Genomic DNA, 14,740 nt, shown 5'->3' with positions numbered 1-14,740 from the left:
GAGTGGTATTTACCTTATGATTCTAATAGGAAAGTCTAATTTTTTGGTTTTTAAAATAATATCAACGGATTAAAAAGTGGGTGAATTTATTATTCTATCTAATGTTTTGTTTTGACGCTGGTTTTTAAGTTGCTCGATTAAAATTGATTCGTAGTATGTGAGGCGATTTTAATAAGGAGTATGAGATGTTAAACCTTAAAAAACGTAAACTAAAAACCTTGTCTCAAGATGCTGCGATTATCCCATCAAAGGTGACCAAGCAAATTGGTGGTGCACACGTAAGTGTATCGTCAGATACTTATACAACGACCCACCCAGATGCATACAACTTGACCGATAAGGCAACAATTATCCAAACTGGACCAACAGATCCTGCTACAGGGCCGTTCACTGGCACTTTAACAGGACCAAGCACAATTACCGGTCCAGGCACAAGTGGACCAAGTATTTATATTTAAGTGCTACTGAATAGGTACGATGTGTCGTATTGACAACACATCGTACAAGATTGAAATTAATAGAGGTTCATACAATTGGCGTAAAATGTCGTTGTAGCGGGCCAATCACTAAACACCCCTTTAACGCCAACTTGTTTAGCCAATACATCCAGCACTGTATAAACATCGCCTTCGTTTTTAATAGCATCACTGATCCCTTGATAGTACCATCCACCACCTTGAGAGATCAGCCCTGAGCGCTCAAGAGTCCATGTGATTATATCAAGATTGGCAGCTTTTGCTGCGATTGCGTATTGTGAAGGTACCAGCTTGCCTGCTTCATCAAGTGTTAACAGAACCCATAAAGGGGGGGCGATAACATTAACTCCACTGGCTTTGATTTCATCCATGTTTGGATGCCAAGTTTGCGCATTGTTTGGATCGAAGTTGGGGTCGGAATAGCGACCATCTAAATACACACCACGCTTACCGTAGCGAGTATTGTGGCGCCAATACTGAACATCTTCAATATTGAAAGATTGTGGCAAAACTTTACGGGGAGAGACTCGAGCGGCGCGATATTCATCAACCATCTTTTGGGCGTAATCTTGTTGTGTCATCCCTTGATACGGCATTGCAACAGCAGGAGCCTTTAACTCAGGCGTCATTTTTACTCGTAGAGATTTAAATAACTCGATACTCTGTGCATGGGTCATCAATGTGCCAGTTGCAGAGTAAAGATCAGTGCGCCAGTTGGCTGTGCCTTTTACATATTCTTGCGGTGTACTCGCATTGGGGTTTGCGCCATCCATTTTGCCTTTGAGCTGCATAAACTCGTCAAGCGTTAAATCCGACGTACAGCATTTCGCGCTTGCTGGCGTGCCAGTGTCGGGATCTGCTGGGGTAAAAGGCTGACTACATTTAGCTGCCAATTCAGGGCGTAGTAAAATGTCAGTGCTGGTATGTAAATCGCATTGGGCATGGCGGCAAACTAACTCTTTATCCTTAGTAAATGTAACATCACACTCCAATACGCCGGCGCCCATTCGTGCAGCTGCGATATAAGATTCTTTTGTATGTTCAGGGAATTGAGTGGGCGCGCCACGGTGTCCGATAGAAAACTGAGATTTAAAAAAGGGTCTGTTTACACACCGAGAGAGCTTGGATTTAAGTGCACTTGGTGCCATTTGGTCTAGTAAATAAAACGGTCTTGGCCCAAGTTGTGCAGAAGCACTGGCGCTGGCACTGCCTAGCAGTGCCATAGTGAATACGACTTTAGTTAAAATGTTCATAACGTCCCAGTATGGATTTTTTTAACTATTATCGGTATGAAATATGACGTTTTTACGAGTTGTTATCGGTAATTGCTTCGGTAATTTTCTACCCATAATTTAGTGGCGCCACAGACAGCAGCAGGCATAACGATCAGGTTTACAAATGGGATGGCTGTGAGTACAAATACCGCAAAACCAAACCCATATGATAGGCCTTGCTTGCCTTTTAGATCTTGCTTCATTTGATCAAAGCTGATCTTATGATTGTCAAACGGGTAGTCATTATACTGTACGTTGTACATCCAGCAGGTAAAGAGGATCCAAAGGATTTGTCCAATAATAGGCAGCATCCATAACATTAAAAAGAAAATGATTGCCCTTGGTAGGTAATAGCATAACTTAGTCCACTCCCGACCCATCATCCGAGGAACGTCCTTTAGTAGATCTGTAAAACCATCATCATTAATGGGTTGGCCTGTGAGATGGAGCTCTACTTTTTCCGATAGCAAACCATTAAACGGCGCCGCAATAAAATTGGTAATAACAGTAAATACCATACTGTAACTGAATAGAATAATTAAGATAGCTAGGGGCCATAGCAGCCATTCTAGCCAACTAAGCCATGTAGGTAGTGCGTTATTTAGATATTCAAACCCTTGTGTTAACCAGTCAAATAGAAAAAACAGCGATCCGCCAAATAGCAGAATATTGATAAATAACGGGATAAAAACAAAGCGTTTGAGTCCTTTTTGGCCAAGCATGGAAAAGCCCGCTATAAAGTACTCCATCCCTTTTGTAATTTGCATCGTTAAACTCTAAATTGGGAACAGTTGAAGTCTATTATAATCGTTAATTGCATTTTAGTGCGTGATTTTTTGATCTCTATCATTGCAAAAGAAAGTCTTTAAATTCATGGCCTAGAGAGGGAATGTCACACTCTCTTACAATTAACTTAGGTGTGGGATCAGGGGTTACCCCTTGTAAACACCTAGGTGAGTCCATACACTAATTGATAGATCATCTAGGAGTGAAAAACAGCATGCGTGTCTTTCAGTTATTGTTTGCAGTCAGCTTAGCGACGTTACTTTGTGTAACGGCGGCAGGCGTGCATGCAGCTGAAGAAAGGCAGCAAATTGTCGAGCTTATTGCAGATCTCGATTTGCAATACTTAGATGTGGATCTTGATGAAGCTTTGCCGTTATCAAGTGTCAAAAGTTCATTGTGTACCACAGATGTTGTTGGCTCAACTTCTTGGTCTTTCCTTGGTTCTGCTCAAAGTGCGACGCGAATTCGCGCACCCCCTGTTCAATAATCCCCTTATAAAACACCATAATTAATTTAACTTAATCATCGTGAGGTGGATCATGAGCTATTATCATGCACTAAAAACTGCGGCTGTGAATACAGGCGCTGTAACAAACAATACCGTTAATGTGGCTACGGCCAATACTCGAGCGTTTGAGCAATTACCTGCGGAGCAATTTCTTCGCCCTTTACCAACGATATACATAGATCTAGATGCGACCCTAGATGAAGCTGCTTTGGTATTGAACAAAACACATCAAGCCGCAGCACTTGTCATATCAACAACTGGCGAGCCAATCGGATTAATTTCTTCTGCTTTATTAGGTAGCCGAAATGTCCTTGAAAAGGCACAGACAATGGGCTTAACTCGGAATGATTTAAGCGTTGCGGATATGATGATCGCGATATCGTCACTGCGTCAAATATCAACTGCTCAGGTTGTTGAAGCCCAAGTTGGAGACATTAAAGCAACGATTGAAGCGGATGGTTTAACTTATTTATTTGTACAAAATAGCCAACAAAAAGCAGTTGGTTATTTTGATGTAATTGATTTAGTCAAAAGTAGTAATGGCGTGATCACAGCACTTAAACCGTGTCATGATTTTAAAGATGTAGTCGCGCAAATACTGCACAATAAAGAAATGTAACAGTTCCCCCAAAGTTAATGTAAATTAAACCCAAGGCATCTTTATGATGCCTTTTTTAGTGCTTGAGTTTATTAAGGTAGCTTTACATTATGGTGTTTTGCGTACCAATAAAACAAAGGCAGCTCTATGATTGTGAAACTGACCAATGTAAACCAAGCCCAATTTACCTCAAAAAAGAACAAGGTAAATTCGACCCCCGTGGCAAAGTACTCCGAGCCTACAATTGCGAGCGAAAGCATTGAAGCAATAAAATCTTGCGTAGACACCTTTTTAAAGTCGTTACCTGCATATTTGGGTGAGATAATGAAATAGGTTATTGCAAGAATAACGATATTTAGCAGGATAACATGAAGCTCTGCGGACATAACTGCGTCTCAAATTGGGTTAGATAGGAGTGATTTCAATATGCATCACTTTTTATTTTGTTGCTATTGTAATCACAACTGAATGTGAGTGCAAAGCGCACTGACGAGGGGATCGCGAATATTTGTCGTTCGCCTTAGCGCCGAAAGCAGCAATTCCGCTGCACTTTGTCCTATATTGTGTATATACTTCGCTTCCAAATCAAATGAGGTGTGTATGCTGTCTAAAAATCAACAAAAACTTATTCGCGCTCTTGCACAAAAAAAATACCGTAAACAACATGGTCTGTACTTAGTTCAAGGCGAAAAGAATGTCTTGGAATTACTGCAAGCGAAGGTGGAAGTACAACAGATTTTTGCCACACCTCAATTTATTCTTAGTCATGAAAATACCTTGAGGCATTGCCAAGTTACCGAATGTGATGAACAGTCACTCAGCAAAGTCAGTACGTTAGTGAGTAACAATGCGGCCATTGCGATTGTACCAATTGCTGATCAAAAAGAAATAGATAAAAGTGGCTTCGTATTAGCGCTCGACGGTGTATCCGACCCCGGTAACTTAGGCACGATTATTCGTCTTGCTGATTGGTATGGGTTAAAGCAAGTGGTGGTTAGTGAAGACTGTGCAGACCATTTAAACCCAAAAGTGATCAGCGCAACAATGGGATCGTTTGCACGGGTAGATGTGATCAGAGCGGATCTAGAACAACTATTAAGTCATTATAACGGGCCTATATATGGGGCGTACCTTGAGGGACAAAGTGTTCATCAAACTCCATTTGCTGAGCGCGGACTACTCGTTATGGGCAGTGAGTCTCATGGGATCCGAGAAAAAGCCGGTCAGTATATCAATCAACCCATTACTATTCCGGCATATGGTCAAGCAGAGTCTCTCAATGTGGCTATGGCGACAGGCATCATTCTTGATAATTTTCGCCGCTCAATTTAATGTACGATTGTTGCAGCAATAATCAATATATATAGCTTTCTCTATGCGCTTAAGTCACATAAAACTAGCAGGCTTCAAGTCTTTTGTTGAACCCACTAAGATCCCTTTTCCCGATCAAATGACGTGTGTGGTTGGACCAAATGGATGTGGCAAATCTAACGTCATTGATGCTGTGCGCTGGGTACTAGGTGAAAGCTCTGCAAAAAACTTACGTGGCGATGCAATGACGGACGTCATTTTTAATGGTTCGACTCAGCGAAAAGCGATTTCTCAAGCATCTGTTGAGCTGATGTTTGACAATACACAGGGCACATTGCCTGGATCGCTGGCTGATCGTAACCAAATCGCGATTAAACGCCTCGTGACTCGAGATGGACAGTCGTTATACTTTTTAAATGGTAGTAAATGTCGTCGTCGTGATATTACCGATATATTTCTAGGGACGGGTCTCGGGCCTCGCAGTTATGCGATTATTGAACAGGGAATGATCTCTCGTCTAATCGAGAGTAAACCTCATGAATTAAGAGTCTTTTTAGAAGAAGCGGCGGGTGTTTCTAAATATAAGGAGCGCAGGCGTGAAACTCAGACACGTATTAAGAGCACGCGAGACAATTTAGAACGTTTGCTCGATATGCGCAAAGAGTTGCAATCACAGCTTGACCGATTGGCGCAACAAGCCGAAGCAGCAAAAAAATATAAAGATCTTAAAGCGAAAGAGCGGACTCTTAAAGGGCAACTTGCCGTTATTAAATGGCAGGACTTTAATGACAAGCTGAAGCAAAAAGTAAAGCAGATAGCAAAGCTTGATGAGCAGCTACAGTTTTTAGATCAGGCTCACGGTGGGCAAAGTGATGTGATTGCTAGCTTTGAGCACAAAGTAGTGCATTTAAACGACGCGCTGAGTGTATTGCAGCAAGAACAACATAAAACCCATACTGCACTCACTCGTGCTGAGCAGCAAAAGATCCACCTCACAGAAAAGCGCATTGAGCTCAATGAGGCTCAAGTTAAGTGTCAGGCTGAACACGCTAATGCACAATCACTTTTGACACAGCAGCAAGCCACTTGTGAGTTACACAAACAAAAGAGTGAGGAAGCTGCTGAGCGCCTAACACTCCAAGAAGCGGTATTAGAAGAGCGAGAAGCGCTTTATGAACAGCAGCATCAAGCCAATAGTGACATTGAAGGTCTTGTCAATGAGTTGACTGAGCGTGTTGCTATGGCTAAAGAGCAACATGCATCAAGCAATATTACTTTGCAACAGGCAAAACAAACGCACCTTCATTTACAAGATAACCTTTCAGGTTTGGTAGCAGATGAACAGGCACTCACGACACAAAACAATAGTGACTTATTGAGTGAGGAGCAGGCCAAACAGCATGCACTGGTTAAAGAGATGGCTAGTTTGCAAAGTCAGGCTCAAAAGCTGGTTGAGCAGCGACTAAAGAGCGAGGCGCAGTTGCACCAAAGTGAAGAGGTGGTGAAAGGCGCGCAGCAGCAATTACTACAGTGCACAGCCGAGCGAGATACTTTAATTTCCCTGCTAGATGTGGATAAAGAGTCACAGACTCCGTCGTTTTTAGCTCAGTTAAAAGTCATTGAAGGCTATGCACAAATCGTAGAGTGCGCGCTACTTGGGCTTAACTCTCTGTCGATTAGCGAAGTCCCCAATGGAGCGGGTTTATGGGCGCATACTCAAACAAGTGACTCTGACAGTGTTGCACAGTTTATAGAGTCAGGTGTTTTCCCAAGCTTTTTAAACCATGTTAAGTGGTTAGGAAAACATCGACAATTTACCGTGACCCCACATTATATTTTTGCCGTTGATGATGAAGGCTGCTTGTATGGGGAAAACTTCAAAATGCCGACGTCAGAAGGCGGTGGGAATCAACTGGCAAATTATCAAAAACTTGATAACTTAAATACGAGTTTGCCAGCCCAACAAAAAGCATTAGAAGAAGCACAGCATCAGTTAAGCTCAAACGCGACCAAACATGCCGAACTTGAAAGTGTGATAGAGCAGAACAAACAAGCTGTTCACACCGTTGCACAGCAGGTTGCAGCAAATAAAAGTCGTCTTGAGGTTTTAGAGTTGCAGCAGCGAGGGTGGCAGAGTCAAGCAGATAAGTTGGCCGCTGAGATAGCTAAAACTCGTCAAGAAATGACGACGACACAAGAGTTGATTGAGCAGCGTGAATTAAATCATTTGCAAACTACTCAGCAGTTAGAAGTGGCTCAGCAAAATTTAGAAGAGAAGCGTGAGCAGGTTGAAGCACATAGGCATCAGATACAAAATGCGCTGACAGGAAAAAGCCAAGCACAAGAACAAGTACACCTTGCAAAAATGGCGTTACAGCAAGCACAGAGTGATCAGCAAATAAGCGCGACAAAATCAGTGCATTTAAGCGAAAGTTTACAACTGTCTGTGGCTGCATTAGAAGCAAATTCTGAACAGCAAGTTTTACTAGAAGCGCCGCTGTCAGAGACGCAATCTCAAATTTCAACGTTGTTAAATACCCACCGAGAACAGCAACAAAAATTGACGCATTTGGAACAACAAGTTTCAGAGGCAAAGCAACAGCTTGCTGACAAGCAAAATAGTGTGCAGGATGCGCAATCTCACAGTCTTAAACTCAAAGAGCAAAAACAACAGCTACAATTACAAGAGCAAAGTTTGTTGGTAAAAGCGCAAGCGGCGCTAGAGCCGTTAATTGAGCTAAAGCAGACCTTAAAAGGAGTGCTTGCGACGCTTGATGAAAAAGTGAGTGTCGGAGTATATCAGAGCCAATTGACAGCAACCGCACAAAAGTTGTCGGTATTAGGCGCTGTTAATTTAGCTGCAATTGAAGAGTTTGATGAAGCTCAGTCGCGTAAAACATACTTGGATGAACAGCTTAACGACTTAACGGCAGCGCTTGAAACTCTTGAAAATGCGATAAAAAAAATAGATAAAGAGACAAAAACGCGCTTTAGAGCCACTTTTGATCAGGTCAACCGAGATCTTGCTGAGTTATTTCCAAAGGTATTTGGTGGCGGAAATGCGTATTTAGAGCTCACCAGTGATGATTTGTTAGAAAGTGGTGTTACTATAATGGCAAGACCACCAGGCAAGAAAAACTCGACAATTCATCTGTTAAGTGGTGGAGAAAAAGCGTTGACCGCATTATCATTGGTATTTTCTATCTTCAGACTAAATCCGGCGCCGTTTTGTATGTTGGACGAAGTAGATGCACCGTTAGACGATGCCAATGTTGGACGTTTTTGCCGCCTCGTTGAGGAGATGTCTCAAACGGTGCAATTTATTTATATTAGCCACAACAAAGTGGCTATGGAGATGGCCGCAAGGCTGACGGGGGTAACTATGGCAGAACCGGGTGTTTCTCGCGTAGTTGCTGTAGATATAGAACAAGCAGTGCAGATGGCACATACATAATAAAAGTAAAGGTGAACAATGGCCACAGAGTTAAGATGGGCATTAATCGTGATCAGCGCATTGATCATAGGTGGACTACTGATACATGGGCTATGGTCTGTAAGAAAAAAAGAAGACAAAGAGGATCGTAGACAAAATTTGCCAGCAGCAAATGAACATAGCAAACCCTCTGAACCTGAACTAAATGATATGAGCTTTACGGCTGTAGAAGAGGAGCAGCATTCGCACTCTGTGGATGCGTCAGATATACAAGCTGACTCTCAGCCATCTTTGCAAGAAGAGCAAGCACAAACAGATCAGAGCGCAGGGCCTGCTGTGGAGCCTCAGGATTTTATCATTCTGCACATACAAATGCCGGAAGGCCTAGCAATGGAAGGCTCAAAATTATTACCGAGTGTACTCAGTTTGGGCTTTAAATTCTCTGAGGAGGGCTTTTTTAATCGCCATTTAGAGTCATCAGGCAATGGACCTGTGTTATTTAGACTTGTGAATATGTATAACCCTGGTACGTTCGATATCGACAATATGGAGCAATTTAGCACAGCTGGTGTCAGTCTATTTATGACATTACCTTGTGAAGGTGACAGCATGGCGGCATTCAATATGTTGCACGGTGCGGCGAAAAAATTATCAGATGAGTTCGGTGCACAAGTGCTAGATAGTAAGCGTGAGCCACTGACGGTAGATACCATCAGAACGTATGTTGAAAAAGTACGTGAGTTTGCAGCCTAGTTCTACGGTGTAAGCTGTCTCGTATCTCAAATGGAATGGTTAAAGATAGAGTAAGCCACTGGCACAGGTCGGTGGCTTTTGTTTTATTAAGAGGTTGAAATGTCCGAATCTATCAGCAATAGAATCAATGAATTAAAAGCACAAGTGGAAGAGCACAATTACAAATATTATGTGCAAGATATGCCCACTGTGCCAGATGCCGAATATGATAGGTTAATGCGAGAGCTAGTTGATTTAGAAACAGGGCACCCGGAGCTTCTTACGGCTGATTCCCCCTCACAAAAAGTGGGTGGCGCAGCGCTGAGTAAGTTTGATCAAGTAACTCACAAGGTCCCAATGTTGTCGTTGGACAATGCGTTTGATGAGGCCGAGTTTAATGCTTTCAACCGTCGCATCAAAGAACGCTTGTTAGAATCTGGTGAGCTAACCTTCTGTTGTGAACCAAAATTAGACGGTCTCGCTGTGTCAATTTTGTATCGTGACGGTGTACTGGTTCAGGCGGCCACGCGTGGAGACGGACAAGTTGGCGAAAATATCACTGAAAATGTGAAAACGATCCGTAATATTCCATTGCGTTTGAGAGGTGACAACATCCCTGCGGAAGTTGAAGTACGTGGTGAAGTGTTTATGGACAAAGCGGGTTTTGAGCGCCTCAATGAAACTGCTTTGGCCAAAGACGAGAAAACTTTTGCTAATCCAAGAAATGCGGCAGCAGGCAGTTTACGTCAGCTTGATTCTAAAATTACCGCCAAGCGACCCTTGATGTTTTATGCCTATTCAATGGGGACCGTTGAAGGAGCACAGCTGGCAGAGACACACTATGGCCAACTAGAGCAGCTTAAGCTTTGGGGCTTGCCTATGTGCCCTGAAACCAAACGTGTTAATGGCGTTGCACAGGCGCTGGCATACTATCAGGATATTCTTAACCGCCGCGATGCATTAAGTTATGAAATTGATGGCGTTGTTATTAAGGTAGATAATAAACAGCAACAGTCTCAATTAGGCTTTGTGGCGCGGGCACCACGCTGGGCGATTGCATTTAAATTTCCAGCACAAGAAGAGATCACTCAATTGCTCGACGTTGAATTTCAAGTCGGGCGTACGGGCGCTATTACACCGGTAGCAAGACTAGAGCCTGTATTTGTTGGAGGTGTCACAGTATCTAATGCAACACTGCATAATCAAGATGAAATTGACCGCTTAAGCATTAAAGTAAAAGATCACGTGATTATCCGACGCGCAGGAGACGTCATTCCACAAATTACGCAAGTGGTGTTAGACAAGCGCCCAAGTGATGCATTTGATATCGAGTTTCCAAACACTTGCCCGGTATGTGACTCGCATGTAGATCGCGTCGAAGGGGAAGCAGTGGCTCGCTGTACAGGTGGGTTGGTATGCCAAGCGCAAAGAAAAGAGGCGATAAAACACTTTTCATCCAGAAAAGCCTTAGATATTGATGGGTTAGGAGATAAAATCGTTGAGCAGCTGGTGGATAGAGAGCTTATCAAAACCCCCGCAGAGTTGTTTAAATTACGTCAAGGGCACTTTGAATCTCTAGAACGTATGGGACCTAAGTCTGCTAAAAACCTAGTGAATGCACTAGAGGCTGGCAAACAGACCACTTTAGCTAAATTCCTATATGCATTAGGGATAAGAGAAGTGGGTGAAGCGACCGCACAAAACTTGGCAAACCATTACTTAACCCTTGAAAATGTCATGAATGCCTCCATTGAGAGTTTACAAGAAGTGAGTGATGTCGGTGTGATTGTCGCGCAACATATTCATGCCTTTTTTGGTGAGCAACACAACCAGCAAGTTGTATCCGAATTGTTGGAAGTTGGGGTGCATTGGCCAGATATTGAAGCGCCATCAGAACAGGCTCAGCCGTTAGCTGGATTGACTTATGTTTTGACCGGTACCTTGAATGAGCTCAATCGCAATGATGCAAAAGCGCGATTGCAAGCTTTGGGGGCAAAGGTTGCTGGTAGTGTATCGAAAAATACTCATGCTTTGGTTGCGGGTGAGAAAGCTGGTTCAAAGCTGACTAAAGCGCAAGACCTAGGTATCGAGATTATGGATGAAGCGGCCTTAATCGCACTCTTTGAGCAGCACCAAGCATAATAAAATATCTGTCTCACAGAGACAGCTAAACGCAGTTTTTATTTGGGGGCAAAGTGAGTAAATTGATAGGGCGATTTGGGCCTGAATATTGGGATAAGTATGGTGTGTATCGCACGCCACTTGGGTTCAATTTAACTTTATTTGTATTGCTTCGCCCCTTTCTTGTATGGCTGATGTCAGCACTTACTTGGCGCCCAGACTTGGATATTATGAGTTTGTTTTTTCCTTCAAAAAACGACTTTTTAGTGGCTATTTCCATTGCCGCTATCGCATTAATGCCGACTGTTTTATATTCAATGCGGCGGCCCAGTAGTGCGCAAAAATGGGGCAGGGTGTGGCGCTACATGCGTTGGCCTCTATTGCTCACGGCCGTTCTAGATTTGACTTGGCTGCTCTCACAGGCTGCAAGCAATCACTTCCAGTTTTCATTTTATCTTGCCGCGCAAATTGTATTGGTTTCATGGGTAATTTTGTACCTAATCAACAGCCGTTATTTAACGTGTTTTTTTGGTGACTGGCCTGAACCTGACCCAAAATAACTTGACGTGAATGCCCGCAAAAGCCTAAATGATACTGAGGTATTTTGTCTATCTGCTCAAACCTTATGAATGGTTAATTTGTCATGCACTGTGCCTAACAAGGTGCGTAGCTCCAGATTCATTTTATTAGCGCTGTGGCGCACATTGTCCTAGTTGTGTCATGAATTGGATATATGCTCAAAAGCTACTGCGCTGAGATAGATAAGATAGTTATTATTGGCGGCAAATAATAAAAATCAAATGAATATTGGGAAAATCAACATGTTACTTTGGCAAGATATACTGACTTGGGCGAAAGAGGGTAACCCAACTCCACCGCGAAAAGTGGAGAAAAGCATCATGCAATGGCAGGCTTTACTTGAACCTTCTGTATTCCACATTACTCGTAATAAAGGGACTGAGAGGCCGTTCAGTTCTGAATCTTGTAGTTTATTTGAACCTGGGCAATACGAGTGTGCTTGTTGTGGTGAATTACTATTTGACGCACAAGAAAAGTTTGAAAGTGGTTCAGGGTGGCCCTCGTTTACGCAACCAGCAAAGCCTAATGCTATCGCCTACCATTTAGATAACACACATGGTATGGATAGAGTAGAAATAGTTTGCAATGTATGTGACGCACACCTAGGGCATGTTTTTCCTGATGGGCCTAAACCGAGTGGGTTGCGCTATTGCGTTAATGCACTTGCGATGGTCAAACATGAAACAGTGAGTTAAGCACCCCAAGATGCAATAGGTGATCTGAGACATCAGATGCCTATTGCGCAAGTCCCATTTCTTTCATTTGCGCTAACAGTTTATCAAATCGGGTTAGTTGCTCTGAATCAAGATCAGCACTTTGTAGCACTTTAAGGCACTTTTTGGCTAGGTTGGTGTTGAACGTAATGCCTTTTTTCCCCGTTGCATCCGCTAAGCATTGCAGCAGGTTGAGCGCAATGCTGGCATTTTTAGGCATGACTCTAAATGCCTGAGAAAATGCTTCTAATGCAACATCAAGCTCGCCTTTATTGAATTGTTTAACTGCGTGGTTATTCAACTCTTTAGGACCCATGGTGATGTCTTTTCGTTCATCATGTTGCTGTTGTAAATATCGCATCATGACAGGGTCTTCATGGTTTTGATGCCGCTCACAGTGATCAATGATCTGGCCAAAGAGAGCTTGAGCTTTATGCTGAAAGCCTAGTTCATGAAATGCTTTGGCTTTATCAAGTGCAGCATCCACTGAGCGAATTTGAGGCTCATCATCTAATTGCTCCATGAGCTGACGTGCTTTTTTATGCTCATCTTTGAGGTAGTGTAATCGCGCGTGAAGCACATCCATTTGAGTTTGATTAATGGCATGTGGGAACTGTTTTTTAAGATCGTTTAAATATTGCTGCGTTTGCCTAGTGATCTTATTTATTTGTTCGTGCTGATCGGTGGCTAAGGCAAAGTCGATACCTGCCCGAGCGGCATTTAGATACACCTCTGGACTATCATGAATAGAGTATCGAGCAAAACTCGCAATTTCTTTTTGGGCATTGTAGCTACACTCGTAATCGTGATTAATCATGGCAACGGTACTCAACGATTTTTGCCGTGATAGGTTGCGAGGGGCTATTTGCGAGGCTTCATGGAGTGCTTTTTGTGCATGTTCAAACTGGTTTAATTTAATTTCTAAACGACCGAGCAGATCAAGTGCGGCAAGTCTGGTTTCACTTTTTTCAATTAAGCCTTTTAATAGCTTTTGTGCCGTGAGATCTTCATTATTTGCGATTAACGCTTCAACTAAACCGAGCTTGGCCCAAGTGAATTTTTGTAACTCTAGTGCCGACTTATAAAATTGCTTCGCCTCTTCAAAGCGCTTTAGTTTGAGCAACATTTCGCCTTTGAGCTTAAGTAGCATAACTGAGTAGCTAGTTTGCTGGCTATCTAACTCGGCATTAATAAACTTGAGCGCTTTGGAGTAGTTTTCGTCATCGATGAGCGTATATAATTTTTTGAGACTCTGCTTTCTTTTTAGCACTCGCTCTATTCTTGACTGCAAATCTTTGATGGTGAAAGGCTTAACCAAAAAGTCATCGGGTTGAAGCTCCACAACACTGTGAACTAGTTCAGGGCTTGTTTCCGCGGAAGTAAAAATAAACCCAGTCCAGCGTTTTATTAAACGCTTGTTTAGTAGCTCTTCATAAAGTTGATAGCCATTTTGCCGTTTGCTCAAATCAAATGAACATATGATCAGGTCGAACTTATTGATTTCACAGCTTTCCTTGGCAACTGCGGCGGACTCAGCAATGAAAATATTCCGATAGGCTAAACGTTCTAGCGACTGTTTTAAATAGCTAAGGGCTAGAGGTTGTTCTTCCACAATTAAAATTTTTGAATTAACAAATGGTTGAACGGCCATATCGATATTTAGGTGTTGCTAGCAATAATTTTAGTCTAGTCGTTTCTTCAAACTTTTAAAACAGTCAGAGATAGAAGTTAAAATAAGAAGTGTAGAGACAACTTGGACATAATAGAAAGAGTAGATGATGAATGGTGGGTTGTACTGGACTTGAACCAGTGACCCTCGCCTTGTAAGGGCGATGCTCTCCCAACTGAGCTAACAACCCGGGATATGTGTAATTTGGTGGGTGATACTGGACTTGAACCAGTGACCCTCGCCTTGTAAGGGCGATGCTCTCCCAACTGAGCTAATCACCCAAATTACAGTCTATATTGGTGGGTTGTACTGGACTTGAACCAGTGACCCTCGCCTTGTAAGGGCGATGCTCTCCCAACTGAGCTAACAACCCAATATAGATTTTATATGGAATATATCCAACCGCGAAGCGGATTTAAATGGTGGGTTGTACTGGACTTGAACCAGTGACCCTCGCCTTGTAAGGGCGATGCTCTCCCAACTGAGCTAACAACCCGGGATATGTGTAATTTGGTGGGTGATACTGGACTTGAACCAGTG

At 42.8% G+C, this 14,740-nt stretch carries 13 protein-coding genes and 4 tRNA genes; 9 read left to right on the top strand and 8 right to left on the bottom strand.

Annotation, left to right across the window (positions count from 1 at the left end):
• Window positions 1–185 precede the first annotated feature (185 nt).
• A complete protein-coding gene (locus QNM18_RS07285; RefSeq protein ID WP_284136762.1) occupies window positions 186–458 on the top strand; it encodes a hypothetical protein in 273 nt (90 codons plus the stop codon).
• 56 nt (window positions 459–514) lie between these two features.
• On the opposite strand, the gene QNM18_RS07280 is transcribed toward QNM18_RS07285, so the two are convergent.
• Window positions 515–1,699 carry a glycerophosphodiester phosphodiesterase family protein gene (locus QNM18_RS07280; RefSeq protein ID WP_284136832.1) on the bottom strand — a complete coding sequence of 395 codons (1,185 nt, stop codon included), beginning with the start codon at window positions 1,697–1,699 and terminating at the stop codon, window positions 515–517.
• A gap of 92 nt (window positions 1,700–1,791) precedes the next feature.
• The gene (gene cysZ / locus QNM18_RS07275) at window positions 1,792–2,517 is read right to left on the bottom strand and encodes a sulfate transporter CysZ (protein ID WP_284136761.1); all 726 of its coding nucleotides are present in this window, start codon (window positions 2,515–2,517) and stop codon (window positions 1,792–1,794) included.
• 233 nt (window positions 2,518–2,750) lie between these two features.
• Here cysZ and QNM18_RS07270 point away from each other — a divergent pair, with 233 nt between their 5' ends.
• Complete coding sequence (locus QNM18_RS07270) at window positions 2,751–3,023, top strand: hypothetical protein (protein ID WP_211012096.1); 273 nt, start codon at window positions 2,751–2,753, stop codon at window positions 3,021–3,023.
• A gap of 52 nt (window positions 3,024–3,075) precedes the next feature.
• Window positions 3,076–3,663: a CBS domain-containing protein gene (locus tag QNM18_RS07265; RefSeq protein WP_284136760.1), complete on the top strand. Its 588-nt coding sequence runs from the start codon at window positions 3,076–3,078 to the stop codon at window positions 3,661–3,663.
• A gap of 71 nt (window positions 3,664–3,734) precedes the next feature.
• Here QNM18_RS07265 and QNM18_RS07260 read toward each other — a convergent pair whose 3' ends face one another.
• Window positions 3,735–4,028 (bottom strand): hypothetical protein, encoded by a 294-nt coding sequence (locus tag QNM18_RS07260; RefSeq protein ID WP_211012098.1) that lies wholly within the window; start codon window positions 4,026–4,028, stop codon window positions 3,735–3,737.
• Window positions 4,029–4,242: 214 nt separating this feature from the next.
• On the opposite strand from QNM18_RS07260, the gene QNM18_RS07255 reads away from it, so the two are divergent.
• The 6 genes from QNM18_RS07255 (at window position 4,243) to msrB (ending at window position 12,513) form a co-directional block, all read left to right on the top strand.
• Window positions 4,243–4,974 carry a TrmH family RNA methyltransferase gene (locus tag QNM18_RS07255; RefSeq protein ID WP_284136759.1) on the top strand — a complete coding sequence of 244 codons (732 nt, stop codon included), beginning with the start codon at window positions 4,243–4,245 and terminating at the stop codon, window positions 4,972–4,974.
• Between the two features lie 43 nt (window positions 4,975–5,017).
• Complete coding sequence (locus QNM18_RS07250; protein ID WP_284136758.1) at window positions 5,018–8,407, top strand: chromosome segregation SMC family protein; 3,390 nt, start codon at window positions 5,018–5,020, stop codon at window positions 8,405–8,407.
• An 18-nt stretch (window positions 8,408–8,425) separates the two neighbouring features.
• A complete protein-coding gene (gene zipA, locus QNM18_RS07245; RefSeq protein ID WP_211012101.1) occupies window positions 8,426–9,139 on the top strand; it encodes a cell division protein ZipA in 714 nt (237 codons plus the stop codon).
• A gap of 99 nt (window positions 9,140–9,238) precedes the next feature.
• Window positions 9,239–11,260 carry an NAD-dependent DNA ligase LigA gene (gene ligA, locus QNM18_RS07240; RefSeq protein WP_284136757.1) on the top strand — a complete coding sequence of 674 codons (2,022 nt, stop codon included), beginning with the start codon at window positions 9,239–9,241 and terminating at the stop codon, window positions 11,258–11,260.
• Between the two features lie 65 nt (window positions 11,261–11,325).
• Window positions 11,326–11,799, top strand: coding sequence for a DUF2919 domain-containing protein (locus tag QNM18_RS07235; protein ID WP_284136831.1), 474 nt, complete (start codon window positions 11,326–11,328; stop codon window positions 11,797–11,799).
• Window positions 11,800–12,060: 261 nt separating this feature from the next.
• On the top strand, window positions 12,061–12,513 hold the full coding sequence (msrB, locus tag QNM18_RS07230) for a peptide-methionine (R)-S-oxide reductase MsrB (RefSeq protein WP_211012103.1): 453 nt from the start codon (window positions 12,061–12,063) through the stop codon (window positions 12,511–12,513).
• Between the two features lie 40 nt (window positions 12,514–12,553).
• On the opposite strand, the gene QNM18_RS07225 is transcribed toward msrB, so the two are convergent.
• The 5 genes from QNM18_RS07225 to QNM18_RS07205 all read right to left on the bottom strand — a co-directional run bounded on the left by QNM18_RS07225 (window position 12,554) and on the right by QNM18_RS07205 (window position 14,696).
• On the bottom strand, window positions 12,554–14,182 hold the full coding sequence (locus tag QNM18_RS07225; protein WP_284136756.1) for a tetratricopeptide repeat-containing response regulator: 1,629 nt from the start codon (window positions 14,180–14,182) through the stop codon (window positions 12,554–12,556).
• 132 nt (window positions 14,183–14,314) lie between these two features.
• Window positions 14,315–14,390: transfer RNA gene (locus QNM18_RS07220), tRNA-Val, on the bottom strand.
• A 15-nt stretch (window positions 14,391–14,405) separates the two neighbouring features.
• Window positions 14,406–14,481 (bottom strand) — tRNA-Val (locus QNM18_RS07215).
• Window positions 14,482–14,497: 16 nt separating this feature from the next.
• Window positions 14,498–14,573 (bottom strand) — tRNA-Val (locus QNM18_RS07210).
• Between the two features lie 47 nt (window positions 14,574–14,620).
• Window positions 14,621–14,696: transfer RNA gene (locus QNM18_RS07205), tRNA-Val, on the bottom strand.
• Window positions 14,697–14,740: the final 44 nt, after the last annotated feature.

The organism is Pseudoalteromonas obscura, from assembly GCF_030135505.1.
GTDB lineage: Bacteria > Pseudomonadota > Gammaproteobacteria > Enterobacterales > Alteromonadaceae > Pseudoalteromonas > Pseudoalteromonas obscura.
This window is presented reverse-complemented; position numbering and strand designations above follow the sequence as displayed.

What these genes read in the sequence shown, in the direction of transcription:
- QNM18_RS07285 (WP_284136762.1), top strand. Translation starts at nt 186, where the DNA reads ATGTTAAACCTTAAAAAACGTAAACTAAAAACCTTGTCTCAAGATGCT.
- QNM18_RS07280 (WP_284136832.1), bottom strand. Translation starts at nt 1,699, where the DNA reads ATGGCACTGCTAGGCAGTGCCAGCGCCAGTGCTTCTGCACAACTTGGG.
- cysZ (WP_284136761.1), bottom strand. Translation starts at nt 2,517, where the DNA reads ATGCAAATTACAAAAGGGATGGAGTACTTTATAGCGGGCTTTTCCATG.
- QNM18_RS07270 (WP_211012096.1), top strand. Translation starts at nt 2,751, where the DNA reads ATGCGTGTCTTTCAGTTATTGTTTGCAGTCAGCTTAGCGACGTTACTT.
- QNM18_RS07265 (WP_284136760.1), top strand. Translation starts at nt 3,076, where the DNA reads ATGAGCTATTATCATGCACTAAAAACTGCGGCTGTGAATACAGGCGCT.
- QNM18_RS07260 (WP_211012098.1), bottom strand. Translation starts at nt 4,028, where the DNA reads ATGTCCGCAGAGCTTCATGTTATCCTGCTAAATATCGTTATTCTTGCA.
- QNM18_RS07255 (WP_284136759.1), top strand. Translation starts at nt 4,243, where the DNA reads ATGCTGTCTAAAAATCAACAAAAACTTATTCGCGCTCTTGCACAAAAA.
- QNM18_RS07250 (WP_284136758.1), top strand. Translation starts at nt 5,018, where the DNA reads ATGCGCTTAAGTCACATAAAACTAGCAGGCTTCAAGTCTTTTGTTGAA.
- zipA (WP_211012101.1), top strand. Translation starts at nt 8,426, where the DNA reads ATGGCCACAGAGTTAAGATGGGCATTAATCGTGATCAGCGCATTGATC.
- ligA (WP_284136757.1), top strand. Translation starts at nt 9,239, where the DNA reads ATGTCCGAATCTATCAGCAATAGAATCAATGAATTAAAAGCACAAGTG.
- msrB (WP_211012103.1), top strand. Translation starts at nt 12,061, where the DNA reads ATGTTACTTTGGCAAGATATACTGACTTGGGCGAAAGAGGGTAACCCA.
- QNM18_RS07225 (WP_284136756.1), bottom strand. Translation starts at nt 14,182, where the DNA reads ATGGCCGTTCAACCATTTGTTAATTCAAAAATTTTAATTGTGGAAGAA.